Genomic DNA, 26,867 nt, shown 5'->3' with positions numbered 1-26,867 from the left:
CATCGACGGTATTCATTTCACTATATTAACTAAACAACGTTCTTTAAGCGGCGTTGGCCATAAATCACATACTATTGTCCGCTCTGCAGCGCGCATTTGCTCGCCATGGCTCACCACACTCGATTATTAATCGAGGGCACGGCTTACAGCGGACGATTTCTACTATTTTGTTATAACTTCTAAACGTCTTCCTGCAGCACCTTTTTGGCCTTTTGTGACCAATGTTTTAACATTCGCCTTGGGCACTGCATGAAATTCATTCTTCGAGACCGCTTTCCCGTCTATAAAAAACACATCATCATCGGTATACTCATCCAACTGCTTTTTTGATCGTGCTTTTGTAGTAATAAGAAGGGCACCGTCGCTTCCCTTCTCACCGTATAAGGAAGTCGCGGAGGCATCTTTCAATACGCTAATACTTTCTATATCCTTGGGATCTATGTCCTCCAAGCTCTGATTAGACTTTTCCACGCCATCCAAGATATACAGTGGCGTCTTTCCCGACGCTTTCTTCCCCTGAACAGTGAGCGCTTCTACAAGTCCACCGCCGGATTTATTCCCACGGATGATGATGGCTCGAGTCGTACTTGCGGTATCATTCCCACGGCTTTGATCTTTATGGTCAGTATCTACATCGATGTTTTTTGCGCGTCCTCGAACAACGATAGTCTGTATTTTTCCGGTTTTAGCTGTATCGACGAGCCCAGCCTTAACGTGCATACCTGATTTTTTCGTATAAACATTAATAACACCATTTTTGCCTTCCAAACCAAATTTTGCGAATGCCGAGGCGTCTTTCAACACTTCAATAGCCGCAATATCATTTTTATCTAGGGTATTGATATCGTAATCCATTCCTTGCTTCACGCCATCGACGACAATAAGTGGACTTTTATCGAGATCTCCAGATCTACGAATGGCAACATTACTTTTCGTATCGCTGGCTAATTTGGTAAAAACGCCTAAGCCATTAACGCTTTTGACTTCGTCAGGGTGGCCTTCTTTCACTGCAGGCGTCTTGTTCAACCTCTGCGTGTCTGGTTTTTTTTCGGCAGCCACTTCTAAAGTATCAATAGGCTGCGCGTGTTCATGAACTTTTAATACCTGTCGCAACTCGCTCATATCGGTCTCCTTCACGATATTGACCACTTCGATAATGTGATCATCCGCTTTAGACACAGTAAATGCTCCTGCCGCGAAAATAAGAATTGGCAAGAGGAAGGCATACTTGCTCAGCTCGAGCTTGGACGACCTTTTTTTATTCATCATGCTAATACGCTTTTTTAACAGCTTAAAATTGAACTGATTGCTGATACCAACCGAAGCACCTTGCTTCGATACATGCAATAAAGAGTATTGGTAAGTTTGTCGATCAATACCTTTGTTCAGCACCTGCTGATCTGTCAGAAATTCCAAATTCTGACGCACCGTTTTGCGCATGAGCCAAACCAAGGGATTGTACCAACACAGCATAAGCACGATTTCAAACAAGATAATATCTACCGAGTGTAGGCCGCGCACGTGGATAGTTTCATGCTCGAAAATATCATGAAGTTCCAAATCTGCATGCTGTTGTCTATTTATGTAAATTTTATTCAGAAAAGAAAACGGAGCAACGGGAAATAAAACATTCCGATAAAGGTATTGCTTCCACGTAGCATCAACCGAATGAACGTGTATGCGTAACAAACTTCCTAACTGCAATAAAAATTTAAAAACTAGCATTGTAATACCCAAACTAATAATGACGTAAAATAAGTTTTCCAAGGTATATACTGCTTCCTTTTCCTCGATATAAAAATCAGGCAAAAAAGCTATGAGTTCGCCAACTGGTTCAATATGCTGCTGGAAAAGTGACCTGATATCAAAAAATGGATAAGCGAAGGCAAAAAAGGCACCGCATAGGAAGTACGCTCTGTTTAATTGATAAAACGTTAGGTTTTTTAGCAACAGCATATATCCGCCATAGAGTATGGCTAATAGGATGTTCACCTGAACGATGTAAGCAAGCATAGATTCCATAGACTTAAGATTTGCTATTCTTGATCATATTCATGATCTCCTCCAACTCCGACGACGATAGCTTCTCCTCCTTCACGAAAAAAGAAACCATTTCCTTATATGAATTTTTAAAGTAGTCGCCTACGAAGTTATTCATAAACTTGGCTTTATATTCAGCCTCTGAAATTAGTGGTTCGTAGCGTTTCGCATTCGCATATTTCACCGCTTTTACATAAGCTTTTTTCTCCAAATTCTTGATGGTCGAAGCCAAAGTCGTATAAGGAGGTTTCTCTGCTTTCAGATTATCTAGGATCTCTTTGACAAAGCCACCATTCAATTGCCAAATTGAAAGCATCGCTTCCTCTTCCTGTATCGTTAATTTTTCCATAATCAGTGTACTAACCTTTCACAATATTACGAAAAAATCGTAAGAAACAACTTTTTTTTATCTTTTTCAGTTGTTAGGACTGGCAGCCATGGATAGTATATCTTTGTATCTATCCTAATAAAACGGGTAAAATGCTATCAGCAGCAGGCAGCGAACAATGCGGGAACAGGCATAGGGAGCGCCTCCTCCTAATCCTTGCTAAAGACCATACATTTTTGAATAAAATAGTCTAAAATGACGCACTTGTGTCATTTAAATTCGAACGCATATTCGGATATATCCGCGATGTTTATATATTTGTAGAAACTAGATTATTAAATATGTCGGATAAAGCAACAATAAATTTAGACGGTTCAACCTACGAGCTGCCAGTTATTATTGGTACTGAAAACGAAAAAGCAGTTGATATCTCGAAACTTAGAGATCAGTCGGGATACATCACCCTAGATCCAGGGTTCAAGAACACAGGCGCTACAAAAAGCGCTATTACTTTTTTGGATGGAGAAGAAGGGGTTTTACGCTACCGTGGGTATCCTATCGAACAATTAGCTGAAAAATCAACATTCATCGAGGTTGCTTATCTACTGATTTACGGCGAACTACCGAGCAAAGATGTATTGGAGAAATTCCGAACAGACATAAGAAAGCAGATGTTAATCCACGAAGATATGAAAAACTTCTTCACTGGATTTCCTTCCAAATCACATCCTATGGGGCAGTTATCCTGCTTGGTAGGTGCCTTATCTGCATTTTATCCGGAATCGTTAAACCCAAATCCTACAGACGAGGAAGAAAACAAAACCATCATCAACTTACTGGCTAAAATGCCAACGATCGTTTCATGGATTCAGAAGAAATCATTAGGCCAACCGGTGGTTTATCCTAAAAACAATTTAGGATATATAGAGAATTTCTTGAATATGATCTTTGCCGAGGTAACAGGGGAAACAACCTTTGATCCTGTTGTCATCAGCGCGATGCACAAATTACTTATCTTACACGCTGACCACGAACAAAACTGTTCGACCTCAACCGTACGTATTGTAGGCTCTTCAAACGCAAATTTATATGCTTCAATATCTGCGGGTATTAACGCCCTGTGGGGTCCATTACACGGCGGTGCAAACCAAGCCGTAATTGAGATGCTTGAAGCTATTAAAAATGATGGTGGAGATGCAGAAAAATACTTAGCAAAAGCAAAAGATAAGAATGATCCTTTCCGTTTGATGGGATTCGGGCACCGCGTTTACAAAAACTTCGATCCTCGTGCTAAAATTATTAAAAAAGCATGTGACGATATTTTAGAAAAATTAGGTGTGAATGACCCTGTTTTGGATATCGCAAAACGCTTGGAAGAGGCTGCTTTAAACGATCAGTACTTCATTGATAGAAAACTATACCCTAACGTAGATTTTTATTCCGGTATTATCTATCGTGCGCTAGGTTTTGAATCAGATATGTTTACCGTATTATTCGCTCTTGGACGCTTGCCGGGATGGATTGCGCAATGGAAAGAAATGCGTGATAACAAAGAGCCTATCGGCCGCCCACGTCAGGTTTATACAGGCGAGACTACCCGCGAGTATATCGATATAGAGAAGCGTTAATTTTCGATAACAACTAGTATTACCTTCACAAAACCAGGGCATAAACGTCCTCGCGAGAAGGAGGAACGACGACGAAGCAATCTCATGTTTTATTTAAGTACAGATTGCTTCGTCATGCTTCCTCGCAAAAACGCATTTTACGATTAGATACTACTCGACTATTTTCGCTTCCATCGCATGACAACGATATCGCCCATTATCATAATCAACCTATTATCCCTTACGGAGTAAGTAGCCACCTTATCCAACGTACCAAAAAACACCTTTTCGCCATTTCCCTGGCAAGCCATTTTGGTAGATCCCAACGGCCCAAACTTTAGCTTGTTTGCTTGCGTTTCGAAAGTGCCAAAGAAATTATTACAACTGCTGTTTCCGGCCACCTTTTTCTCCGCAACATCAAAACTAATTGTTGGTTTTCTATTTGCATACAACGAATCAAAAGAAATTCCGGGTTCAAATAAGTAGTCGAGTTCCCAATCACCACTTAAATCATCTGATTGCGCTGCTGGGCTATCTACCTTAATAAATCTAGCTAATACCTTAGTTCCTTTATTCAAGGTTAGTCCATTCTCGTCTTGCTGATAACGGTCTGCCTGTTCAAATACACCTCCTAATCCTTTTTCAACATCCATATTTTCGCAAGCCATCATAGTAGACATACCGCGCGTAAACTTAATACCATTGTTTTTACTTAGTTTATATTCCCCGCCGATACCATTGCAGCCACCCGTTGCCGAATACCTGTTTTCCTCCATAGATAATTCGAGATATGGCATCTTGCCATTTACTGTCTCTGGCACAGATTTACCATCCAATTCTACCAACTTCCAGCGTATACCCTGCAAAGAAGATGGCGCAGCCGATGAATCCGAGGTTTTACGGGCCGCACATGCGCCAGCTAAGGCAGCAAGAGCCACCAATAAAAATACATTTAAAAATCTCATAAAATTTTATTCTTTATCAATTATAATACAAGGAAACAAACGAAAGGTTTGTGCGATGTGCGACATCTGTTCACAGCATTTAAAAATGTAGTGAATACGTCACAAAAGAGAGATCATTTTTATGTCATACCGCCTGGAGATTATCTACTTGTTTACTATATTTTAGCTATTTTTACGAGCTTTTGCAAGCATTTTATGTATGTTTGCATCCAATTAAGAATTATTCTAAAAAAGTCAAATTGGCCGACCTGATTGTCCATATCGTAGTTCCGATAGCAATATTTACATTTATTGCTGCCTTCACGTTGTTTGCTGTATACGCAGAGCGCAAGATAGCTGGGTTCGTGCAAGACAGGCTTGGCCCTATGGAAACTGGTAAGTATGGTTTAGTCCAGACCATTGCTGACATTTTAAAACTGCTACAGAAAGAATTTATTACGCCGTCAGCGGCAGATAAAATATTGTTTAGTATAGCGCCTGTCGTCATCTTCGGAGCTGTATTCGTTGGCTTTAGTGTTATTCCATGGGCGCCAGACTTCATCCCCGCAAATACGCACACTGGACTCTTTTTCATTATGGCGGTGGTTTCCATAGACGCTATCGGCATTTTGATGGCGGGCTGGGGATCTAACAATAAATATGCTCTATTAGGTTCTGTACGGGCTATTGCGCAAATGGTTTCCTACGAAATACCCGTTGGGTTATCGCTTATAGCGGCCGTTATGATCACCCAAACCTTGAACCTTAATGATATCGCTTACCTCCAGGGAATCAATTCACCAGAGAATATTTATTTTATGGGGTTTTGGGACGTGACACATATCGGCGGCATATTTGCCTGGCATATCTTTCAGGCGCCACACCTATTGGTCGTCTATGTCATTTTCTTCATTGCCTCATTAGCAGAATGCAATAGGGCGCCGTTCGATATTCCGGAAGCTGAATCCGAACTTATTGGTGGGTTTCACACGGAATATGGTGGTATCAAGTTTGCATTTTTATTTTTAGCAGAGTATGCCATGATGTTCCTCGTGGCTATATTAGGTGTTGTATTATTTTTGGGTGCATGGAACACACCCCTACCCAACATAGGAAGCTTACGCCTTGCAGATTGGACGACGGGCTTGGGCTGGGGAATAACGTGGACTATCCTCAAGTCATTTACTATTGTAGGAATTCAAATGTGGATTCGATGGACGCTGCCCCGCTTTCGAGCCGACCAGTTAATGACGTTGTGCTGGAAAGTGCTTATTCCACTCGCTTTTGTTTGTTTGGCGATTTCGGGGTTATGGAGAATCATGGTAATGTTGTAGATTTTGGTAATAAAAACGACTATACAGGGCTTTTTAACGGCTGTTAAAGGATTATTTTTAACGGTTCGGCATCTCTTTGGCGCTAGAAAATCACGCGCTTCTCTTGACATTCGCGATGAGGACTACTTCACCCAGCAAAATGGTGTAACTACTGTACAATATCCTAAGCAGAAGATGCCGATCCCTGAGGTAGCACGCTACCAACTGGATGTGGAAATCGATGATTGTATTGTCTGCGACCTTTGTGCCAAAGCCTGCCCGGTAGACTGTATAGATATTCAAGCTATCAAATCTCCTGAAGTGATAGGAAAAACATCAGACGGCAGTGTCAAGCGTTTATATCCGGCAAAGTTTGATATCGATATGGCAAAATGCATGTATTGTGGTCTCTGCACGGTGGTATGCCCTACGGAATGCATCACGATGACGAATCAATACGACCGAAGCACCCAGCAGCTTGCGGATTTAATCTATGGATTTTCCGAGATGTCTGATCATGAAGTCCAGCAACGCAAAGAGGAATGGACTAAGTTTCAAGCTGAAAAGGAGGCGGCAAAGAAAAAACCATGACGATAGACTTACTACTTTTTTATGCTTTCGCTGCTATGGCCATTGGTTCGGCGCTATTACTCGTCAACATCCGCAATACGGCTCGCGCTTTGTTTCTCTTGTTTATCGTACTTTTTGCCATGGCCGGGCTTTATCTTTTTGCATTGGCTGATTTTATTGCGATCACACAAATACTGGTGTATGTAGGTGGAGTGCTTATCTTACTTATTTTTGCTTTTATGCTTTCCAATAAAGAGCTTTTGCATGACCTGCAAAGCGTATCGCATCGCTTTATTACAATTCCGCGCTGGCAAGCGTTAATTATTTCAGGAGCATTTTTATCCGTCATGCTGTATAGTGTGATATCCTGGTCTCAAACCATGCCGGAATGGATTGAATCTGCACAAATGGCAGGAACGGTTATTTCGCCCTCAGACAACAATATACAAGCCCTAGGCTTTCGATTTATGACACAATATGTATTGCCATTTGAGATTATCTCGATTTTTCTAATGATGGCTCTTATAGGTGCTGCGCACTTATCAAGAAAGGAGCAACATACATGATTACAATCACGCACTTTTTAGTGGTCAGCGCGGTCATTTTTTGCATTGGTCTATATGCTGTGCTTGCAAAACGGAACGCCATCATGATCCTCGTCGGGATCGAGCTGATGATCAATGCGTCTATACTAAACTTTGTGGCTTTTTCACGCTATGACAAGGTAAACTATGGAGGGCAGGTTTTCGCGCTTTTTGCTATTGTACTTGCGGCGGCGGCGGTGGCCGTCGGTTTGGCCATTATACTGAACGTCTATAAATACTACAAGACTATTAATCCGGCAAACATAAACGAATTGAAAGATTAACGTGCTTGAACTACTGAACATATCACCCATTACCGCTAGCTTGCTCGTCGTATTGCTTCCTTTCGTGGCTTTCCTAATACAGGCTGCTTTCGGTCGGCGTTCGATTAGCGGAAACATCGGGTTGATCGCCATTATCTTAAGCACCATACTAAGTGCCATCTGTGTGTTTTTCGTTGTTTGGAATGGCGAGAATGCTACACAGCGGATCACTTGGTTTACGATTGGAACCAAATCCTTCAGCGTAGGGATATTGCTCAATAAGCTAACGGTATCCATGCAATTGCTCGTCTGTATTATCGCCTTGCCTGTACACTTCTACTCGCGTGCCTACATGAAAGGCGACGATGGACTGCACCGCTACTGGATGTACCTTAGTCTATTCTGCTTTGCCATGCTGGGGCTCACAGTCTCTATAAACCTGTTACAACTTTATATTTTCTGGGAACTTGTAGGATTTGCATCCTACCTATTAATTGGGTTTTGGTTCACGCGAGATGCCGCTGTGCAAGCCAACAAGAAAGCGTTTTTAATTAATAGGATTGGGGATCTTGGCTTTTTGATCGGTATTGCGCTGGTGTACGCACAGGTAGGCACACTGGATCTAGTGGAGCTTTTCGGCAAGTCTGGCTGGTTTTTAAACGATACAACAGCAAATATTACACTTCAAGAGATTAACAAAGATAGCGCTTGGCTCACCTTTGCTGGCCTAGCATTCTTTCTAGGCGCCATGGCTAAGTCTGCCCAATTTCCTTTGCACGTATGGCTACCGGATGCGATGGAAGGACCAACATCTGTATCGTCGTTAATACACGCGGCCACCATGGTTGCAGCAGGCGTTTTTCTGTTATGCACAGTGTTCCCACTTTTCAATGAGACCGTACTCTTGGTAATTGCGATCGTGGGGACGATCACGGCTTTCTCCGCAGCAATTTTTGCATTGGGCCAGTACGACATTAAAAAAATTCTTGCCTTTTCCACGATATCTCAACTTGGGTTTATGATGGTCGGCGTCGGAATTGGCGCTTGGGATACAGCGATGCTGCATCTCGCTACACATGCCTTCTTCAAATGCTTACTATTCCTCTGCGCAGGCGCTGTTATTCATGAAATGAGTCATTTCAAAACTCATGCAAGACTGGATTTTGACCCGCAAGATCTCCGCAACATGGGGGGACTTCGTCATTATATGCCGAAAACCTTTGTTTGCATGGTCATCGGTGCGCTGGCTCTATCTGGCTTCCCGCTCACTTCAGGTTATCTTTCTAAAGACAGCATTGTTGTCAGCGCTTTTGAATGGGCTTCACTCCATGGCAATTTCTACCTTGCCATTCCTGTCACGCTGATTGTCGTCAGTTTGATGACGGCATTTTATATCGGAAGGCTAATCTTTAAAACATTCTTCGGATCTTTTTCTTTCAAGCAACATACATCAACAGCACATAGCCTCCATGAGGCGCCCGGCATGATGATCTGGCCTATGCTATTTTTAGCGGCCTGCAGCTTGTTTCCCATATTCGGATTGCAGCCCCTTACCTATCAGCAAACCTGGCTAATCCAAGGATTTCAGGTGGTATTAAGTTATCCAGTAATACATACTGCGCATCTTTTTATCCCCGTTGGTTTGACAATCGGTGCTATCCTAGCTTGGGTGCTAGGTTGGCAGTGGTATGTGAAACAAAAATATCCATTGCATGCCAATAATAGATGGGTTCGATTTTCAAATCGTCAAGGCTATTTAAACGAAGTAAATGATGTGCTTTTTGTGAAGGGAACGCAACGCCTTAGTGCTGCACTTTATGCATTTGACAGATATGTGGTTGATGGAGCAACAAAACTTGTTACTTGGACAATGCAACAAGTTGCTGTAGTTGCTTACTGGTTCGATAAAAATATTGTCGACGGCATTGTCAATTTTTCAGCAAACACGACCTATTATATTGGTCATTTGGCTCGTCATGTACAAAATGGACAGTTGCAAGGCTATCTCGGGTTTGCATTGACAGTTGTTATTTTAGGAATTCTTTATTTGATTATTAAATAAAAATGGGCGCACTATCCATTCTCATATTTTTACCGCTGTTCGCTGCCTTCTTGATTTTAGCATTGCCTACCTCATTAAAAGGAAGCTATAAATATATCGCATTAACCTTTACGGTTTTTCAATTAGCGTTGTCGATCTATATGTATCAGCAGTTTGACCCTACATTGAGCGGCATCAATACTATCGAGGGCTATCAGTTTGTTGAACAGCTACCTTGGATAAGGCTTGATCTAGGGCGAATCGGAAAGCTGGAAATAGACTATTTTGTAGGTATAGACGGGGTGTCGCTACCTTTGATAGTACTCAGCACCTTGGTCATGCTTATGAGCATTGGCGCGTCTTGGCATGTGGAAAAAAGTACAAAGGGATATTTTGCCTTGTTGATGATTTTGAATATGGCTGTTATGGGCATATTTGCTGCTTTGGATTTCTTTCTCTTCTATGTATTCTACGAAGTGATGTTGCTTCCCCTCTACTTCCTTATCGGCATATGGGGCGGTGCACGCCGGGAATACGCCGCAATGAAGTTCTTCATTTACACGTTACTAGGCTCTGTATTGATGCTTCTTGTCATCGTGGGTCTTTATTTCTCGGTTGTAAATCCAGCTTCTGGTGCGCATACCTTCAACATGATACTCATGATGAATCCAGGCAACTACGTTGATGGATCATTCTTTGGCTTCATTGGAAACTATCATGAAGTATTTGGGGTGCCATCTCGACTCATAGGTTTTATCGTTTTGTTCTTTGCTTTTGCCATCAAAGTGCCGATCGTCCCGTTACATACCTGGCTGCCCGATGCGCACGTCGAGGCGCCTACGCCGGTGTCGATCATTCTTGCAGGTATTTTGCTGAAGATAGGTGGCTATGGTATCATACGCGTATGCTATAGCATTTTCCCCGACATAGCGGCTGATACGAATTGGTGGTTGGCGCTAATTGGCGTTATATCAATCTTATATGGCGCATTAAACGCCCTGGCACAAAAAGACCTGAAAAGGATGATTGCTTACTCATCCGTATCGCACATGGGATTTGTTTTACTCGGGATAGCCTCTCTTACTGCCGAAGGCGTATCGGGCGCGATGTTCCAAATGATTTCACACGGTTTTCTCAGTGCGGCCTTATTTTTCTTAGTAGGCGTTCTTTACGATCGTGTGCACGATCGGTACATCTACAACTTCCGCGGTTTGGCGACGATTATGCCTACCTACACGGTCTATGTCGCAATTGCGTTTTTTGCCTCACTTGGTTTGCCTGGTTTTTCGGCTTTCATCGGCGAGGCCTTTGTTATCATTGGCGCATTCAACGCAGAAAGTATGTTAACAGGTGTTCCGCGTTGGATGGCCGTAGGTGGTTCTATAGGTATATTGCTTAGTGCCGCTTATTTCCTTTGGACCTTGCAGCGGATGTTCTTCGGACAAACGCGATTGCAGGGCGGCGAAAAATGGCGTGTTGCGTTAACTGATTTGGACACCCGTGAGAAAATAGTTTTGCTGCCTGCACTGGCATTAGCACTGCTATTAGGTATCGTACCCTCGTTAATCTTCCACCATCTTAATGCATCCATACTTCAACTATTAAACACGATCAAACCTTACTTATAGGCTTAATACCATATACCGTGAACGTTTCTATTACCGACATACTCGATCAAATCATTGCATCCCTCCCGCTATTCAGGCCGGAATTGCTACTTATTGTCGGTTTCATCGCATCGATATGCAGCGCCCTGTTTGTCGAGAAGCGTTTAAAAAATTTCACATCCGGGGTTTACCTTAGTACAATTGTACTTTCTATCTACTTTTTATGTGCACAATTGACTACCTCAGCAACCGGATTTTCAGGCATGTGGATCGTCGACAAACTAAGTACCTATGCTCGGTTAATTATTGCGTTTGCGGCTGCAATCATCGGTTTGTTTATTCAACAACGCCATAAGCAAGATAATAATGGTGACGTATACAGCGTGCTACTTGCAGCGATACTGGGGATGAACGTGTTGTGCAATAGCAGCAATTGGATGCTGGCATTTATTGGGATCGAGATGGTTTCTATCGCTTCATATGTCCTGGTTGGCTATTTTTCGAAGCAAAAAAAGCAAGCGGAAGCAGCGATGAAATATGCTCTTTTCGGATCGGTATGTGCTGCTATCATGCTCTATGGCTTATCGTTGATCTACGGACTAACGGGCAGTCTGGATTTCCAATCGCCGCAGCAGTTGCAGGGGCTGATGGTGGCTCCCGAGCCTATCGTTACTATCGCGTTGCTCTTCGTCTTTGTGGGCATCGGTTTCAAACTCAGCTTCGTCCCATTCCACGTGTGGAGCCCTGACGTGTATGAGGGTGCACCAACAGCTATCACCGCATTCCTATCAACAATCCCTAAAATTGGTGCGTTGATTTTGTTTACACGACTATATACCGTATGGTCATCCACCGCTTTCTACTTTTCGGATTTAACATCCGGATTCCTCCTTTTCGTTTCCATAGCAAGCATGTTGGTTGGAAACTTGGCGGCATTACGACAAAAAGATATCAAGCGTTTAATGGCTTATTCCTCTATAGGGCACACCGGATTTTTACTCATGGCTGTGTTTGCCTATCAGGATGCCTTCCAATACCTGCTGTTTTACATCGTAGCGTATGTATTGATGAATCTGGCTACGTTCATTTTTATCGATGCATTGGAAGAGCGCACCGGATCTACAGCACTTTCATCATACGCGGGATTGGGGCGAAAAATGCCTGTCCTGTTTACTGCTTTCACCCTCGTAGCGGTTTCGCTGATAGGTCTACCGCCAACCATGGGCTTTATGGGAAAACTGATGATCTTTTCCGCTGTTTTTGACACCTATCAAATGGCAGATGAAGGCATTGTACTCCTCTTACTTGTCGTGGGCGCACTAACGGCGGTCATTTCTTTATTTTACTATTTCCGAATCCCTTTTTACGCATTTCTCAGAAACACGGAGTCGCTGCAGATAGGCGTTGCTAAATCGCAAATACTGTTGTGGGTCGGGTATCTACTGACTGCTTTTGTTATTCTGTTAGGACTTTTCCCGGGATTGTTGCTGAATCTTATCACTGCTTAAGAAAATCAGCAAGCTAGACGGTAACTTATTCTATGCATAGCCTCATCGTAAAATAGGTCTCTAGGAATGAATTTATTCTTATCTTTGCGCTTATGATCAGCGAAATTGCCAACAAAGTCTTTCAGCAAGCTATTGATCGATATCATCAACATGATACGATCGATCATCCTATAGAAAATCCCTACGACAGTGCCTCTCTCGAACATTTACTTTACTTGAAATGCTGGATAGATACGGTACAGTGGCATATGGAGGATGTGGTTCGCGATCCCGCAATAGATCCGAAAGATGGTTTATATTGGAAACGTCGTATTGACGAATCCAACCAATTTCGCACCGATACGGTAGAATACATTGATGGATATTTTTTAAATCGATTTGATGGTATACAGCCTAAACCGCATGCGCGTATCAATACAGAGAGCCCTGCATGGGCTATCGATCGCTTATCGATTCTGGCATTAAAGATATACCATATGGAACGGGAGACATTGCGTACAGATGCCTCTACCGCGCATATCGAGGCCTGCCAGGCTAAACTCTCCATTTTGTTGGAACAACGTAGAGACCTTTCCTTAAGTATCGACGAGCTGCTCGCTGATATTGAGTCTGGAGATCGGTTCATGAAGGTCTACAAACAAATGAAGATGTATAATGACCCGTCGTTAAATCCGGTATTATACGGCTTGCAAAAATAGTTTTTAACTACATGAAAAAAGTTAGAGTGTTGGTCACGCGCTTTTCTGCCATGGGCGATGTTGCGATGGTGGCTTCGGTATTGCGGGAGCTGCAGGCACAGAACCGACAGGTGGAACTGGTGATGGTGAGCAGACAGCATTTTGAAGCTTTTTTCGAAGATATTCCCAACCTCACTTTCCACCCTATTTTTCCTGAAGAACAACATAAAGGACCAAAAGGGCTTTGGCGTCTGTTTCAGGAACTCAAAAAATACAAGATCGACTATGTTGCAGATTTACATAATAACATCCGGTCAAAGATACTGACGTTGTTTTTCAAAACAGCCGGTTACCGGCTTGGTATATTGGATAAAGGACGACACCAGAAGAAAGATCTTATCAAGCGAAAGAATAAGATACTGGTGCCGCTAAGACCTACCGTAGAGCGCTATGCAGATGTGTTCAGGCATTTAGGGTTTCATCTCAAACTGGGAAATGCACTTAAGAAAAAAGATAGGCCCGTTCCAGAAACTTTCAAGAGCTTGCTCAACCATTCCGGGAAAAATATTGCTGTGGCTCCCTTCGCCCAACATCCCTACAAGGTCTGGAAACTTTCCAATTGGGACATTATATTCCGCGCTTTTCCGACGCATCAATTTTATATTTTTGGCGGCGGCAGACAGGAGCAGGAAACGGCCACCGATTGGAGTAGCCTTCACCCTAATGTACATAGCACTATTGGTAAGCTTAGCGTAAGCGCAGAGCTTGATCTCATTAGCAATTTAGATTATATGTTGAGCATGGATTCCTCGGGTATGCACATGGCTTCTTTAGTTGGCACGAGATGCCTGTCCATTTGGGGCGCTACGCATCCGTATGCAGGCTTCTTAGGTTATGGCCAATCGATCAACGATTGTATCCATGTGGAACATCCCAACCGCCCCAGCTCTATCTACGGCAATAAATCCTGTCTTTGTGATGGTGTTGAGGCCATAGATCTTGTCTCTACAGAAATGGTTATTGAGCGTTTGAAAGGTATTCTATAATTTAGCGTTTAAATTTACCTCGACGATTATGCGCATAGGATATGATGCAAAACGATATTTCCAAAATCAGTCCGGCTTAGGGAATTACAGCCGCGACCTTCTTCGCATATTAAAGCATCACTATCCGACGAACGATTATATCCTCTATACAACGAAGAAACCTTCGCGATATCTAGATAGCGGTTTTGATATTCGGTTCCCAGAAAGTGGCATCAATAAAATGCTTCCGTCTTTATGGCGTAGCCGTGGAATTGTGGGTGATTTGAAAGAGGACAAAATTAGTATATTCCACGGTCTATCGGGCGAAATACCGTATACCATCGGAAAGGAAGGGATCAAGTCTGTGGTTACAGTTCACGATCTTATATTCCTTCGTCACCCAGAGCTCTACAAACCGCTTGACCGCTTCATCTATGCGAAGAAGTTCAGACATGCGGCTATGCATGCGCACAAGGTCATTGCCATCAGCAAGCAGACGAAACTAGACCTGGTGGAATTCTTTGGTATGGCCGATGAGCAGATCGACGTGATCTATCAAGGTTGTCATCCTGCTTTCAAGCAAGAAAAAGCTTTAGACGATCTTGAAAATATACGACTGAAATATGACCTCCCGACTGATTTTATTTTAAATGTCGGCTCCGTTGAACCTCGCAAAAATGCGTTCCAGATAGTAAAGGCGGTGGAACAATTGGATATTCCGCTTGTCATTATCGGCAAAGAGACTGCTTACGCTGATGAAATAAAAAAATACATTCTCGATAAGCAGATCCAGCACAGAGTGTTATTTAAAAAGGTCGATAGCATGGAAGATCTTGCGGCAATCTATAAATTGGCCAAACTGTTTGTCTATCCCTCAACCTACGAGGGCTTTGGAATTCCGATTATCGAGGCGCTTTATTCGCAAACACCGGTGATTACTACAAACTCCGGCGTCTTCCCCGAGGCTGCAGGCCCTTCTTCTTATTTTGTCGATCCTAAAAACATCGAAGAAATACGCCATGCGATACAAACGGTGCTCTCATCCACTTCTATGCAAGAAGAAATGAAAACGAAAGGACTGGAGTACGCACAGCAATTTAATGATGAGGTACTGGCGGAACGATGGATGAAGGTGTATCAGGGGCTGTGCCCACGCTGATGCTAAGATCTCGTCGGCACACGCAGCACCGTAGTACTATGCGTGCTTGAGCAAAGGAAATGAATATCTTTCTACATTCGTCGATTGGAAATACTTATCCAATACTAGCAGGGAAATTGCATCTTCTCTCTTACTATTTTTAAACTGCTCTACGTAAGCGTTAGCCTGTCTTGCGATGGCTTCAGCTGCTTCGGGGTGTGCAATATAGTACGTCAACTTCTCCTCAAGATCAGAATAATCGGGCAGTATTGATAGGTAGTGATAGTCCGGAATCAAGCGCCCTTCCATAAACCACGTTTCGTAGGTAGGCTCAGGCATTACCGCGATGGAGTTTGATGACATAATCCATTTCAAATTGCTAGCTACATCATTTCCCTCCAAAGCTAAAATAAATTTAAAGGCTAAATGGTTCGTGATACTCAGAAAATCTTTCTGTGACGATTTTGTCGCTTTAGCCAAATTACATAAGGGATGCGTTGCATACATCTCGAAGAACTTTTGACGGTGAACTTGACTAAAACCACTACGCCCCACTAAAATATTCCTTTTTTTTGCAAATGGAATATCATCCTGAATAAAATTGAAGTGGCGAGATTTATCCAGATTTAACAAAACGGAATTCCTATTTTCACCGATTATAGGTCGGCTTTTCACCAAAGCCGGAAATTTTGGGATATGAATAACATCGCCCGGCAAAAGTTCAAATTTTAGATTGGGATCAAAAAAGCGTAAATACTCTTTGCTATCAAAATAATAAACACGAATTTTTTCAGGAATAGTGTAATTACGAATGGCTATAGCGGCATCAGAAAGCGCTACCAGACCATCAAGCTTATTATAATAATTTATACGCGATTCTAGATATGCCGACTCGTCTCCCCAGTCTCTATGAACCTTTAATTTGAGGCGCTTTCTTACAATTCCTTCCGGCACTAAGCCACGGCAAATAGCGCGTAAATAGTATAGAAATTTGTTGTTCTTATTCCGTAAAAAAAGCCTTTTGAAATTCATAACAAATCACCACTCAAAATAGGTGATCCAAATATACGTCAAAATCCTCAACCGAATCATAACTTGGTGGAAGTTTTACCTTTTACCCGTCCCCCATGTAGTGTTGATGCTATGAGTCTGTAGCAAGTTATGAGGCAAAAAGTTCCATTTCTTATTTGCAATATCCAAATGCAGTGACTTCTGTACATGCCGGGGTGCAAGTAGTCCGCTCTTTTGTTTACTAGCTCTAAAATTGTACCTTCGTTTTATTTACATCCCTATGTAACGAACTCATGACGGGTACCGTTATACTAATAAACAGGGACAAGAAAGACATTAAAGCTGTAAGTCGTGGAGCAAAAACTTAGTGCACTTATTATAACATACAACGAAGAGAAGAATATAACGGGTGTTTTATCTTCTTTAGACTTCGCCGATGAAATAATCGTCCTGGACTCTTTTAGTACGGATAGCACAGTAACTTTGGCAAAAGCCTTTCCAAGAGTCAGTGTCTATCAAAATAAATTCGAAGATTTTACTTCACAAAGAAATTTAGCAATTTCATATGCCAATTTTGATTGGGTATTGTTCCTAGACGCGGATGAAAGGCTGACTAAAGAAGCAAAAAAAGAAATACTAGATACTATAAATTCTTTAGAAAGCAAAGCTGCCTATTTCATGTACCGAACTTTCTATTTTTGCAACGAAAAAATACGCTTTTCCGGAACACAAAATGATAAAAACTACCGGCTTTTCCGAAAAAGCAAGGCGAAATACGATGATAAAAAGAAAGTCCACGAGACGTTGATAGTAAATGGAGACACTGGGATACTAAAAAACAAAATATTGCATTATTCATTTGCCAGTTATGGACTATATCGAAAGAAAATGGTACATTATGGCGTTTTGAAAGGACAAGAATTATCTGCGAAGGGGAAACGGTACAATTTACTGACTCACATTGCAAAAACTGCTTTTAAATTTTTTAAGGCATACTTTTTGAAATTGGGTGTACTTGATGGAAAACGTGGCATACAGCTTTGCTATTTACAAAGTCTTAGCGTACACGAGACATACAAGTCTCTGAAAAAAGAAGGAGGATAATGAAAATATGTATTATAAGCTTTGATTACTGGAACTACGACTGTCATATCGTAAGCAAACTGCGCGAGCACGCAGTAGAAGCTTCACATATCAACATGGGTGCGTATAAGTATCGCAACTTTAGGGAACGAGCATTCAATGCGTGTAGCAAGCTCCTTCGCGGAAAAAATATCAAACATGTCAAACGCCAAGAGTATGTTTTGGAATCCCTAGCGGGTTTGGGTCACCAAGATCAGATCCTTATATTGAACCCGCATACGCTTGACCGCCAAACGATTCTTGCAATAAAAAAATTTACGAATCGACTCATCACTTATCTGTATGATAATTTAGACCGTTTTCCGGTAGAAGGCAAACTAAATCTATTTGACAAGATCTACTCTTTTGAAGATAGAGATGTAGCAGCTCATGGTTTCGAAAAGATCACAAATTATAATTATTTAAATGAATGTCCAGAGCCGTCGCAAGGTGCAACGAGTGATCTCTTCTATATCACTTCTTACGATAGAAGACGAAATAAGATTGTTCGTAAATTGGCCGGACGTCTAGCATCGCTCGATTTGAAGAGCAAAATGGTTGTTGTCGGAAAGCAAATATGGAAGGAAAAGCTTCGTTCAATGTTGTTCCGGCCCCAACATTCGTGTATCGAGCTAAAAAATAAACCAGTGTATATTGATACCGTATTGGAGGAGTACAAAAACAGTAAAGTCATTGTCGATTTAATGCGTGAAGGTCAAGAAGGATTGAGTTTTCGTATTTTTGAGGCAATGGCGCTCGAAAAAAAGATCATTACAGACAATCCACGTATTAAAGATTATGATTTTTATGACCCACAGAATATTCTGTGTATAAATAATGATTTGAGCGAAATTGATAACACTTTTTTTGAAACCCCCTACCGCCCACTCGCTGACAAAATTTACAAAAAATACACGCTAGATTACTGGGTCTCCCAAGTTTTTAATCTTAGTAATCAACAAGCCAAAATTGCATTATCAACCGTCCACTAACAATGGATTTACTTTATAAGTTTGGTTCGATACGAACTACATTTTATTGTGCAATTAATATATTATGTAACCAACAGTCGAAATTGTATTTGGCTAAAATATCTTCAGGAAGTCCTTCATAAGGCTGCATCATAAAATCAGAGAGACTTCTTTCGTCGACATTTAAAATGTAAATGTTGTTAGGACGATAAAAATCATAATTTTTTACTGAAGCATTATCTGTGATCAGCTTTCGACGATATCCAATAGACTCGAAAACGCGAATAGATAGCCCTTGTTGTCCTTCGATAAGAAAATCTACCAGATATTCGCTGTATAGCACATTTGTAACACCTTCTTCATAATCCACACTTTGCTGTATAAATTTAAGTCCTGCCACTGTATACTCAGTTGAAATTTGCTTGTCAGTAGAGTATATATAGAAATCTACAATTCCGCCGGCATCAGCTATCAGCAAAGCTGCACTACGAATATTTTCCCATCTCGATTTGACAAAACTTCCAATAAAATAAAAAGTGTTTAAACGTGGTTTGATTTCTGGATTGTAAAGATGTCCAAAGTAAAAATTGTTAAGGGGTCTATATAAGGCCTGTTGCTGCGTAAATCCCTCGCCTTGAAATACGTAGAAGTGATCGAATAACGATACAAGTTGCTTAACGGCTGGATAACGACTAATGCCATCCCATTGATAAGCTATGGATTTGTGAGCATGATCGACAATCCGCTCGACTACATCTTTTGGATAAATATCCGCCCGTATCAAGATCGCGTAATCGGCTTTTTTATCCATCGCCTGTAATTGCTGTAATACACGCTGTCCCAAAGCTTTGAACTTTAATTTATTTTTATATCCTTTGTCATTTAGTACGATCTTCCGAAAAAAGTTTACGGATCGATCCCAAAAACTACGATAAGTAAAAATATCGTTGTTGTAACTTACGTCGATTATATCAAACCCCAACTGCTGCATTCTGCTGATCAACACTTTGTATATGCTAAACGTCCTGGGCATCCCAAGTATAACTCGCTGATTTCTGTTTATCATCTCTCTACTTTAAATGGAATTTCAAAGCTAGTTAAAGTAATCCTTAATAGATAATTTGCTAAGTATATACGTTTATAAAATTGTAAATCACGTAGATTTGTAATAGTACAATTTTCACGATTAGAAAAAGGTTAATAAGTAAAACATAATGGCTGGAAAGAAAATTTTATTTGGAGCACCTACAGATTTTGGATTCGCAGAAGCAATTAAAAAGGAATTGGAATTGCTAGATTTTGACGTAATTGATGTGTCGGGGTTCGTTGCTTCTTTCGAATACCCCAGCTTGTGGCACCGGCTTAGGAACTTTTTTCAAAAAGCTATTCTTCAGGATCGTTCCTACAAGGATGCACTTCGTTCGAAAGTTGTTAGCGAAAAAATGATTATTTATATTCAGCAGTTTGACAACATACAGCACGGCTTGTTTATCCGACCTGACCTATTCCCCCTTCCTCTATTTCAAAAGTTAAAAAAAAAGGATCTGTCTATCTCAGCATACCAATGGGATGCTATTTCACGTTATCCGACGGTTGAAGAGTACATACCCTATTTCAACAATTTTTTTGCATATGATCCTAGTGATCTAAAAAGGTATCCAACCGTTCTGCCCTGTACAAATTTTTATTTGACGCCGCCACACTCTAAACGTCGAAAACAACATGGACTACTGTCGATAAATTCCTATCAAGCAGACCGCATAGACATCACTGTTAGACTAAAGAAACTCATAGACAATCTAGAAGTACCAAGTGAGTTTATTGTATATACTAGAGATAAAAAGGAAAGAGAACATTGCGAACACCTTGGTTTGAGCACAATTGAGAGCTGCATAAAATATACAACTAATGTCGAAAACGTGTTAGGTTCGGAGGTTCTATTCGATGCGCAAATCCAAAGCCAACATGGATTGTCGTTTCGCGTGTTGGAATCCGTGGGATATAGCGTAAAATTGATCACGACAAATAAAGAGGTAAGCAAATACGATTTTTACCATTCGGATAACATTCTGATTTTCCAAAATCAATCCGCGCAACAGTTGCGTTCCTTTTTAAATCGTCCTTATCATGAACTTCCTGCCAGCGTCAGAGAGAAATATGCTTTCAAAAATTGGCTACAATACGTCTTACAACTAGAAGGACATACTCCAATTACGCTTCCTTAAAAATGTTGAACTTACTTATTTTGCATATTTTTAGTAATTTTAGACAGTTGGAACATTCATGTATTGTTCACACTTGAGAAGCACTTTATTCATGGGATTAAGAAGACCGATAAGAAATTTTTTCGCTAAAAGAAACCGCATAATGGAGTTGGAATCGTTACTTGCTCAAGAAAAGTACATTCCAGAAAATAAGTATTCTACTTTCGCATTCCCTTTGAAGCAGAAGCCTGAGGTTACAATAATAATACCGTTCTATAATAATCAGCATTATACGCAGCAATGCTTACTTTCCATTTACGAAAACCTCCCAAGAAAGACTTTTGAAATTATCCTCGTGGATGACAACAGTTCAGAAAGTATAGATTTGGATCATATCCAAAACATAAAATACGTGAAGAACGAAACGAATTTGGGCTTTTTAAAATCAGTCAATGAAGGAATTAAACTTGCTTCAGGGAATTACATATACTTGCTCAACAACGATACGGTGGTTCAACCGGGCTTTCTCGACGAATTGGTTTCGGTCTTCGAGACATATGAGGACGTCGGCGCGGTAGGATCAATGCTCCTAAACGCTGATGGTACCCTCCAAGAAGCGGGAACTGTATTTTTAAAAGACAATGTAATTGTCCAAATAGCGCAAATACCTGTGTACTACCCAGAGGTAAATTACGTTTATGAGGTAGATTACTGCTCTGGATGTAGCCTTCTGTTTCGAAAACTGGATAACAACGGACAACTCAATCTTTTGGATGATCTGTATTCTCCCGCATATTTTGAGGAGACAGACCTCTGTTTTAGGTTACGGTATGAACAGGGTAAAAAAATTTATTATACACCCTTTTCCAAAATAATTCACTTCAATGGGGTTTCTTACAACGTCCAAAACGAAGGAAGGAAAAGAGAAAAAGCGCGCTTACTTGAAAAGAATCGGAATTTGTTTAATGAAAGGTGGAAAAATGAATTAAATGCCATACAAGCCACTAGCGTAAGTAAGCGCATAATTGAATTTTGTAATAATAAGCAAATTGTATTTTTTAACGATCAAATGCCGCAGTATGATAATAATTCCGGTGAGCTTAGGCTTACAGAAATAATGATGGCGTATAAAATCTTGAATTATCATGTAACCCTTGTCGCTACTGGAAGTACCTACAATAACCGATACAATGCATATTATCAAAAAATGGGTATTGTTGTGTTGTATGAACATCTTAAAAGTGACGATATCTCGCATTATTTCAAGCGGATGCAAATTATAAGACCTATTGTTTGGATGTATGCGGTAGTGACCTTCATGAAATACTACAAACTGGCGAAGAAAATATGGAAGAAATTCTTTCTAATTTTTGATATGGTCGACATCCATCATTTGCGTTTTGAAAGGGCGTTAATGTTTACTCCTGAAGACAAATTTCTAAAAAAAGAATATGATAAATTCCTAACACTAGAGAAGAAAGCAAGCAACTTAGCGGATTTAGTTATTCCAATTTCCGAACAGGAGGAGATCTACATGCGTCGTTTTTGTAGTAAAGAAAAAATGATTGTAGTATCAAACGTACATTACCCAAAAGTAGATCCTTTAAGGATCCCAGATTTTCAAGATCGCAGCGGCTTACTATTTGTCGGCTCTAGGCACGCGCCGAACATTGATGCAGTTTATTATATGCTAGAGGAGATCATGCCCAAGATATGGGAAACACTACCTGTGATGGAACTTCATATCGTCGGGGATGTGGATCAATACATACCCCCGGAGATGAGAAACTATTCGAACATTTTCTTTCACGGTTTTGTACCCGATATAGCTCCATTTTTCTTGACTCAACGAGTGATGGTAGCACCATTACGCTATGGAGCAGGTGTCAAAGGCAAAATAGGTCAAGCATTCGAATACTACCTTCCGGTTGTCTCTACTGGTGTAGGGACGGAAGGAATGCAACTAGAGACGGATAAAAATGTTCTTATCGCGGAAAATGCTGAAAGTTTTGCTGCTGCGACTCTTCGTCTTTATCAAGATCCTGCGCTTTGGAATAAATTAAAAGAAAACTCGTTATCTAGTTTATCTCCTTTTTCGAAAGAGCAACTTAATGAAAAAATTAAGCTGATCGAAAGTAAACTTTTCCTTTGATTTTGGTGATTAGCGAAAGTATGAAGTTTTTAAATGGGCATTTCAAAATGTAGACTGAATGCTTCCAAGATTTTTGTCAGCCTTTCTGAGCAAGAACCTCGTGCAGTAATTCATTCCAACTTGACAACACAGCTCTTTCATTGTACTCCCGCATATCAATTGCTCCAGCGCTCCCCATATTCTTTCTTAACGAAGGAGATTCCATGAGTTTTACCAAACATTCGATCATCTGTTCCTCAGACTCAACTAGAAAGCCATTTTTGTTATTCTTAATCAATTCATTAACACCAGAACAATTACTTAGGCCAACTACAGGCAACCCTACTGCCATTGCTTCGGCTAATGCTAGACCAAACCCCTCAAACTTGCTAGGAAATAAAAATATATCCGCTCGTTTCAATTTTTCCAAAGGTTTTTCCGTAAACCCCTTTAAGATAACACGTTCCGTCAATTTCAATTCGTCGATAACACCTTCCAAATAATCTTTATCCCGGCCTATACCCCATATGAACATATTCCATAACTGATGAGTATCCGCTAAACGATGGAATACGCGAATAGCCATTTCTTGTTGCTTACAAGCATTATCCAAACGGGCGATATTAACAATACTGAAAGAGGTTTTCTCAGAATCATGTTTTGCTAATTGACCCTCACCAATTTTAGGTACAGGATTTGGTATAACAAAACACATCCCCTTAAATTGAGTTGGCAAAAATCGCTCATAGCTGGCAAAAAGTACTTGTATTGCCGTTAGGTTTGTAAAAGTCTCAATCAATAATTGCTTTTCTATGGGATCACGTTCTCCAAAAGGAGAATCGTAATCGTAATCGGGCCGCCCATTAACGGAATTTACAACAGGAAAATCGTACTTGTTTTGGTAAGTTATTTCTAAGGCAGATGACAAAGAAGTACTTATAACCACGTCTGGTGCGACTGCACGAAGATAAGCAGACCACCGTTTTGATCGCTGTAATAAGTTGAAAGTATATATCCCTCCATAGGCAGCGTATTTCTTCTTCAATTTATTATTGTAGTACTTCGCCAGCTTCTTACGAAACTTTGCGCGACACCATTTCAGCGGGTTGGAGCCTCTATAATTAAAAATTGGTTTAAAACTTTCTTGGACAATCTCTTCATCATATATATTGGTGACACGCACCCCTTCCGCAAGTGCAAACATCGCTACACCTTGTACGTTTTGATTCGTCGCGATTTCAACGTCATATCCCATGCGCTGAAAGCCATTTGCTAAAAAACAGCACATTTTTTCCGCACCGCCTGTGCCATTAATGAAATCGGTATGTTGTACCAAAACTATCTTCATGCCGGATACATTTTACGTAGGCGTTCCCTGAACTCCCTTCTAGGATTAGAAAACGGGATAAACTTACTCAGGAAAAACAGGGCTCGCCTTTTTAATGACCTGTTCTTAAGATAACGAATGTAGTACTTATCGAAGGCTCTATAGTCACCAGCACTCAAAAATTTTCGAAAAACGGGAGTTAAACTCTCTCTCCCAGCTAAAGTTAATCCCTCAATACCAATTTCTTCAAAGTAAGCAACGATAAGTTTAAATAGGTAATCTTTTTGCTCAGCATCGAGGTGGGTCTCTAAATACCTTAGCTGAAAAGGTTCATGTTCAATAAAAAGAGCTAAATGTTGCATTCTTTCAGGGGTTTTACCGTGAACGAGATAGAAAGACTTTAGAATATCAAACCAATACGGAATCTGTCTTAACACTTTCCAAAAGTCGGCATTGATACGTTTATGATTTTGATTTTCGTGCTGCCTGTAGTAGTAGATTGCTTCGGAATTAAATGCGACTTTTGGATTAAGAGCTAACAATTGATGAGAAAACAAACCGTCCTCTCCAGGCTGTATCCCTTTCGGAAATCGAATTGTAGGATGTCCTTTTAAAAATTCGACTTTCCACATCTGCCCGCACGTGGGTAACGCAGGAATACGTGGAAATTGTTGCACGAAGTAATCACCGACGATAATCAACTCAGCATCGTCGTTTTTTCCTATTTGATACGATGATCTAAGAAAGTTCAAATCAATCGTGTCATCCGCGTCCATAAAGAAAACATATTCGCCATTAGCCTGCTCTAACCCACGATTTCGTGCCACAGAAACACCCGCATTCGATTGATCTAGAACAAGCACACGATCATCGGCTTGGGCATAGAGCGTGCATATCTTTCCAGAACTGTCAGTACTACCATCATTTACTAAAATGAGTTGAATATTCTGCAAACTTTGTTGCAAAACACTTTGTATAGCTTCTTCTAAAAAAGCATCTACGTTATAAACTGGCATAACAACAGAAACAGAAGGAAGAAACCCTGGTGTTATCATTCGTAAATATGTTTGATCTAGTTAGCAAATTTAACAACTTCAAGTGGAAAACCCTTCATTTACAAGCTTTATCAAGTATCAATTTTTCCAAACGGAATTCTCGGTATGAGAAGGCTCCGTTCTTAAACCCCAGAATTGCACCAAAATCAATGTAATCAGATGTAACATTTTTCTTAAATATTGCAGATCTGTAGGCGTTGCTTTCTACTATGGGCTTAGGAACAACATTATAGTTTAGTCCATCTTTCGAGAACGCTAAGTAAAGTAGATCTGAAGTATATTTCTTAACGTCGCCAATAGCTAATACTAGAAAATAATATCCATCAACATAGCTTGCTTGAATGTGCCACGGAGAATAGGCTTGATTAACATTTTTCCAAGGTTTTTTGACGAAATTGATCACCTGCGATTTATCAAATACACTAAAATTCAACCCATCCTTGGATTGCCGACGAACCACATACGATTGTTCGTCACCTTTGAAATTGCCCCCTCCTGTATGCAGCTCAACCTCATAACTTATGTAAATGTTATCGACAGGAATAAAGGTTGGCGACAATAAATGATCACTTTTTGGCGTCGCAGGAGGATTACTTGTATAAACGACCTCTAAAGGGGTCCAATGTACACCGTCGCTGGATGTCTGCCTAACAATAGTCCGCTGAGCATTTTCCTTTAGCTTAGACTTGTTGTTCAAAGATTTCGCACCTCTGGATCCTAACCCCGCGGCAGAAACCATACTACCTCGATAGTACAGGAAAAATTTACCGTCTTCTCTAAACCAATCAACATCCGACCAGAACCCCTGTTTACGCTCATTCTTATTTTCGGTTATGCTTTCGTGAGCCGACAATGCGCCTTGTATAGGATTTTTTAAGCCTTTAGGCTCTACCCAGTTCAAACCGTCATTTGATACGACAACACTTGGGTTTTCATATAATTTCGCATCCTGAGCAGTTCCTACACTGCCAAAATAGGGCGTAAAAACCATCCAATATTTGTAGCCGTTAAATCCTTCGGGAAAATACTCAACGTCAGGATGGCAATATGCGAAATTTTGGGAAGAAATATTTTTATACAGAGCCGAATTGTTCGTACCAAAATTATTCCCATTCGCCTGCGTAGAAATATTGACTAAACCTTTGTCACTCCCGAAGGTGAACTCTTCGGTGAGGTCTGGCATTTCTGCCATCGGGACATCTTCTGCATAGAAGCTTTCACTACTGACCTTTTTACAGGATATTAAAACAACAAAGGTTAATAAAATAAGAGCGGTCTCTATTTTGATGGTAAATAATCGATCTTTCATTTTTCTGGATTATGCACGAATATAGTTTCAATCGATGACCGAAACAAACCAACTTTTACGAGCGCTTTTCTCGAGATAGTCCGGGAATTACA

Annotated in this window: 23 protein-coding genes; 15 read left to right on the top strand and 8 right to left on the bottom strand. The window is 40.8% G+C overall.

Features of this window, described 5'->3' with window-relative positions; all coding sequences use genetic code 11:
* Positions 1 to 162 precede the first annotated feature (162 nt).
* Both DI53_RS11430 and DI53_RS11425 read right to left on the bottom strand, forming a co-directional pair.
* On the bottom strand, positions 163 to 2,022 hold the full coding sequence (locus DI53_RS11430; RefSeq protein ID WP_037499337.1) for a M56 family metallopeptidase: 1,860 nt from the start codon (positions 2,020 to 2,022) through the stop codon (positions 163 to 165).
* A gap of 4 nt (positions 2,023 to 2,026) precedes the next feature.
* Positions 2,027 to 2,389, bottom strand: coding sequence for a BlaI/MecI/CopY family transcriptional regulator (locus DI53_RS11425; protein WP_037499334.1), 363 nt, complete (start codon positions 2,387 to 2,389; stop codon positions 2,027 to 2,029).
* Between the two features lie 320 nt (positions 2,390 to 2,709).
* Between DI53_RS11425 and DI53_RS11420 the strand changes: the two genes are divergently transcribed.
* Positions 2,710 to 3,996 carry a citrate synthase gene (locus tag DI53_RS11420; RefSeq protein ID WP_037499331.1) on the top strand — a complete coding sequence of 429 codons (1,287 nt, stop codon included), beginning with the start codon at positions 2,710 to 2,712 and terminating at the stop codon, positions 3,994 to 3,996.
* A gap of 158 nt (positions 3,997 to 4,154) precedes the next feature.
* Here the strand turns inward: DI53_RS11420 and DI53_RS11415 are convergent, their stop codons facing one another.
* Positions 4,155 to 4,940 carry an META domain-containing protein gene (locus tag DI53_RS11415; RefSeq protein ID WP_052072352.1) on the bottom strand — a complete coding sequence of 262 codons (786 nt, stop codon included), beginning with the start codon at positions 4,938 to 4,940 and terminating at the stop codon, positions 4,155 to 4,157.
* A gap of 239 nt (positions 4,941 to 5,179) precedes the next feature.
* On the opposite strand from DI53_RS11415, the gene DI53_RS11410 reads away from it, so the two are divergent.
* From DI53_RS11410 to DI53_RS11365, 10 genes are all read left to right on the top strand, one after another.
* On the top strand, positions 5,180 to 6,253 hold the full coding sequence (locus DI53_RS11410) for a complex I subunit 1/NuoH family protein (protein ID WP_037499396.1): 1,074 nt from the start codon (positions 5,180 to 5,182) through the stop codon (positions 6,251 to 6,253).
* Positions 6,254 to 6,823: a NuoI/complex I 23 kDa subunit family protein gene (locus DI53_RS11405; RefSeq protein ID WP_037499328.1), complete on the top strand. Its 570-nt coding sequence runs from the start codon at positions 6,254 to 6,256 to the stop codon at positions 6,821 to 6,823. It abuts the gene before it with no gap.
* Positions 6,820 to 7,368 carry an NADH-quinone oxidoreductase subunit J family protein gene (locus DI53_RS11400; RefSeq protein ID WP_037499326.1) on the top strand — a complete coding sequence of 183 codons (549 nt, stop codon included), beginning with the start codon at positions 6,820 to 6,822 and terminating at the stop codon, positions 7,366 to 7,368. The genes DI53_RS11405 and DI53_RS11400 overlap by 4 nt, the downstream gene beginning before the upstream one ends.
* The gene (gene nuoK, locus DI53_RS11395; RefSeq protein ID WP_037499323.1) at positions 7,365 to 7,670 is read left to right on the top strand and encodes an NADH-quinone oxidoreductase subunit NuoK; all 306 of its coding nucleotides are present in this window, start codon (positions 7,365 to 7,367) and stop codon (positions 7,668 to 7,670) included. The genes DI53_RS11400 and nuoK overlap by 4 nt, the downstream gene beginning before the upstream one ends.
* A gap of 1 nt (position 7,671) precedes the next feature.
* Positions 7,672 to 9,711, top strand: a complete 2,040-nt coding sequence (locus DI53_RS11390) for an NADH-quinone oxidoreductase subunit 5 family protein (protein WP_052072351.1) — start codon at positions 7,672 to 7,674, stop codon at positions 9,709 to 9,711.
* Positions 9,712 to 9,713: 2 nt separating this feature from the next.
* Positions 9,714 to 11,318, top strand: a complete 1,605-nt coding sequence (locus DI53_RS11385) for a complex I subunit 4 family protein (RefSeq protein ID WP_037499320.1) — start codon at positions 9,714 to 9,716, stop codon at positions 11,316 to 11,318.
* 17 nt (positions 11,319 to 11,335) lie between these two features.
* Positions 11,336 to 12,805 carry an NADH-quinone oxidoreductase subunit N gene (locus DI53_RS11380; RefSeq protein ID WP_037499315.1) on the top strand — a complete coding sequence of 490 codons (1,470 nt, stop codon included), beginning with the start codon at positions 11,336 to 11,338 and terminating at the stop codon, positions 12,803 to 12,805.
* Between the two features lie 92 nt (positions 12,806 to 12,897).
* Complete coding sequence (locus DI53_RS11375; RefSeq protein ID WP_037499312.1) at positions 12,898 to 13,503, top strand: DUF4254 domain-containing protein; 606 nt, start codon at positions 12,898 to 12,900, stop codon at positions 13,501 to 13,503.
* A gap of 11 nt (positions 13,504 to 13,514) precedes the next feature.
* The gene (locus tag DI53_RS11370; protein ID WP_037499310.1) at positions 13,515 to 14,528 is read left to right on the top strand and encodes a glycosyltransferase family 9 protein; all 1,014 of its coding nucleotides are present in this window, start codon (positions 13,515 to 13,517) and stop codon (positions 14,526 to 14,528) included.
* Between the two features lie 28 nt (positions 14,529 to 14,556).
* Positions 14,557 to 15,666, top strand: coding sequence for a glycosyltransferase family 4 protein (locus DI53_RS11365; RefSeq protein WP_037499308.1), 1,110 nt, complete (start codon positions 14,557 to 14,559; stop codon positions 15,664 to 15,666).
* 36 nt (positions 15,667 to 15,702) lie between these two features.
* Here the strand turns inward: DI53_RS11365 and DI53_RS11360 are convergent, their stop codons facing one another.
* The gene (locus DI53_RS11360; protein ID WP_037499306.1) at positions 15,703 to 16,677 is read right to left on the bottom strand and encodes a glycosyl transferase family 90; all 975 of its coding nucleotides are present in this window, start codon (positions 16,675 to 16,677) and stop codon (positions 15,703 to 15,705) included.
* Positions 16,678 to 17,007: 330 nt separating this feature from the next.
* Between DI53_RS11360 and DI53_RS11355 the strand changes: the two genes are divergently transcribed.
* Positions 17,008 to 17,760 carry a glycosyltransferase family 2 protein gene (locus DI53_RS11355; RefSeq protein ID WP_037499304.1) on the top strand — a complete coding sequence of 251 codons (753 nt, stop codon included), beginning with the start codon at positions 17,008 to 17,010 and terminating at the stop codon, positions 17,758 to 17,760.
* A complete protein-coding gene (locus tag DI53_RS11350; RefSeq protein WP_052072350.1) occupies positions 17,760 to 18,770 on the top strand; it encodes a WaaS/CpsH family glycosyltransferase in 1,011 nt (336 codons plus the stop codon). Before DI53_RS11355 ends, DI53_RS11350 begins: the two co-directional genes overlap by 1 nt.
* Positions 18,771 to 18,813: 43 nt before the next feature.
* Here the strand turns inward: DI53_RS11350 and DI53_RS11345 are convergent, their stop codons facing one another.
* Positions 18,814 to 19,815 (bottom strand): WaaS/CpsH family glycosyltransferase, encoded by a 1,002-nt coding sequence (locus DI53_RS11345; protein ID WP_131555240.1) that lies wholly within the window; start codon positions 19,813 to 19,815, stop codon positions 18,814 to 18,816.
* Positions 19,816 to 19,963: 148 nt separating this feature from the next.
* Between DI53_RS11345 and DI53_RS19615 the strand changes: the two genes are divergently transcribed.
* Both DI53_RS19615 and DI53_RS11335 read left to right on the top strand, forming a co-directional pair.
* Positions 19,964 to 20,974 (top strand): WaaS/CpsH family glycosyltransferase, encoded by a 1,011-nt coding sequence (locus tag DI53_RS19615; RefSeq protein ID WP_052072349.1) that lies wholly within the window; start codon positions 19,964 to 19,966, stop codon positions 20,972 to 20,974.
* A 91-nt stretch (positions 20,975 to 21,065) separates the two neighbouring features.
* Positions 21,066 to 23,105 (top strand): glycosyltransferase, encoded by a 2,040-nt coding sequence (locus DI53_RS11335; RefSeq protein ID WP_169741993.1) that lies wholly within the window; start codon positions 21,066 to 21,068, stop codon positions 23,103 to 23,105.
* A gap of 76 nt (positions 23,106 to 23,181) precedes the next feature.
* On the opposite strand, the gene DI53_RS11330 is transcribed toward DI53_RS11335, so the two are convergent.
* Genes DI53_RS11330 through DI53_RS11320 form a run of 3 tightly spaced genes read right to left on the bottom strand, consistent with a single transcriptional unit; the run spans position 23,182 to position 26,775 of the window.
* Positions 23,182 to 24,432: a glycosyltransferase gene (locus DI53_RS11330; RefSeq protein ID WP_037499297.1), complete on the bottom strand. Its 1,251-nt coding sequence runs from the start codon at positions 24,430 to 24,432 to the stop codon at positions 23,182 to 23,184.
* The gene (locus tag DI53_RS11325) at positions 24,429 to 25,466 is read right to left on the bottom strand and encodes a glycosyltransferase family 2 protein (protein ID WP_037499294.1); all 1,038 of its coding nucleotides are present in this window, start codon (positions 25,464 to 25,466) and stop codon (positions 24,429 to 24,431) included. The genes DI53_RS11330 and DI53_RS11325 overlap by 4 nt, the downstream gene beginning before the upstream one ends.
* 55 nt (positions 25,467 to 25,521) lie before the next feature.
* Positions 25,522 to 26,775, bottom strand: a complete 1,254-nt coding sequence (locus DI53_RS11320; protein WP_052072348.1) for a hypothetical protein — start codon at positions 26,773 to 26,775, stop codon at positions 25,522 to 25,524.
* Between the last annotated feature and the right edge of the window lie 92 nt (positions 26,776 to 26,867).

The sequence above is a fragment of the Sphingobacterium deserti genome (assembly GCF_000757725.1).
Taxonomy (GTDB): domain Bacteria; phylum Bacteroidota; class Bacteroidia; order Sphingobacteriales; family Sphingobacteriaceae; genus Sphingobacterium; species Sphingobacterium deserti.
Note: the sequence above shows the minus strand (reverse complement) of the source record. Positions and strands in the feature narration are given on the sequence as shown.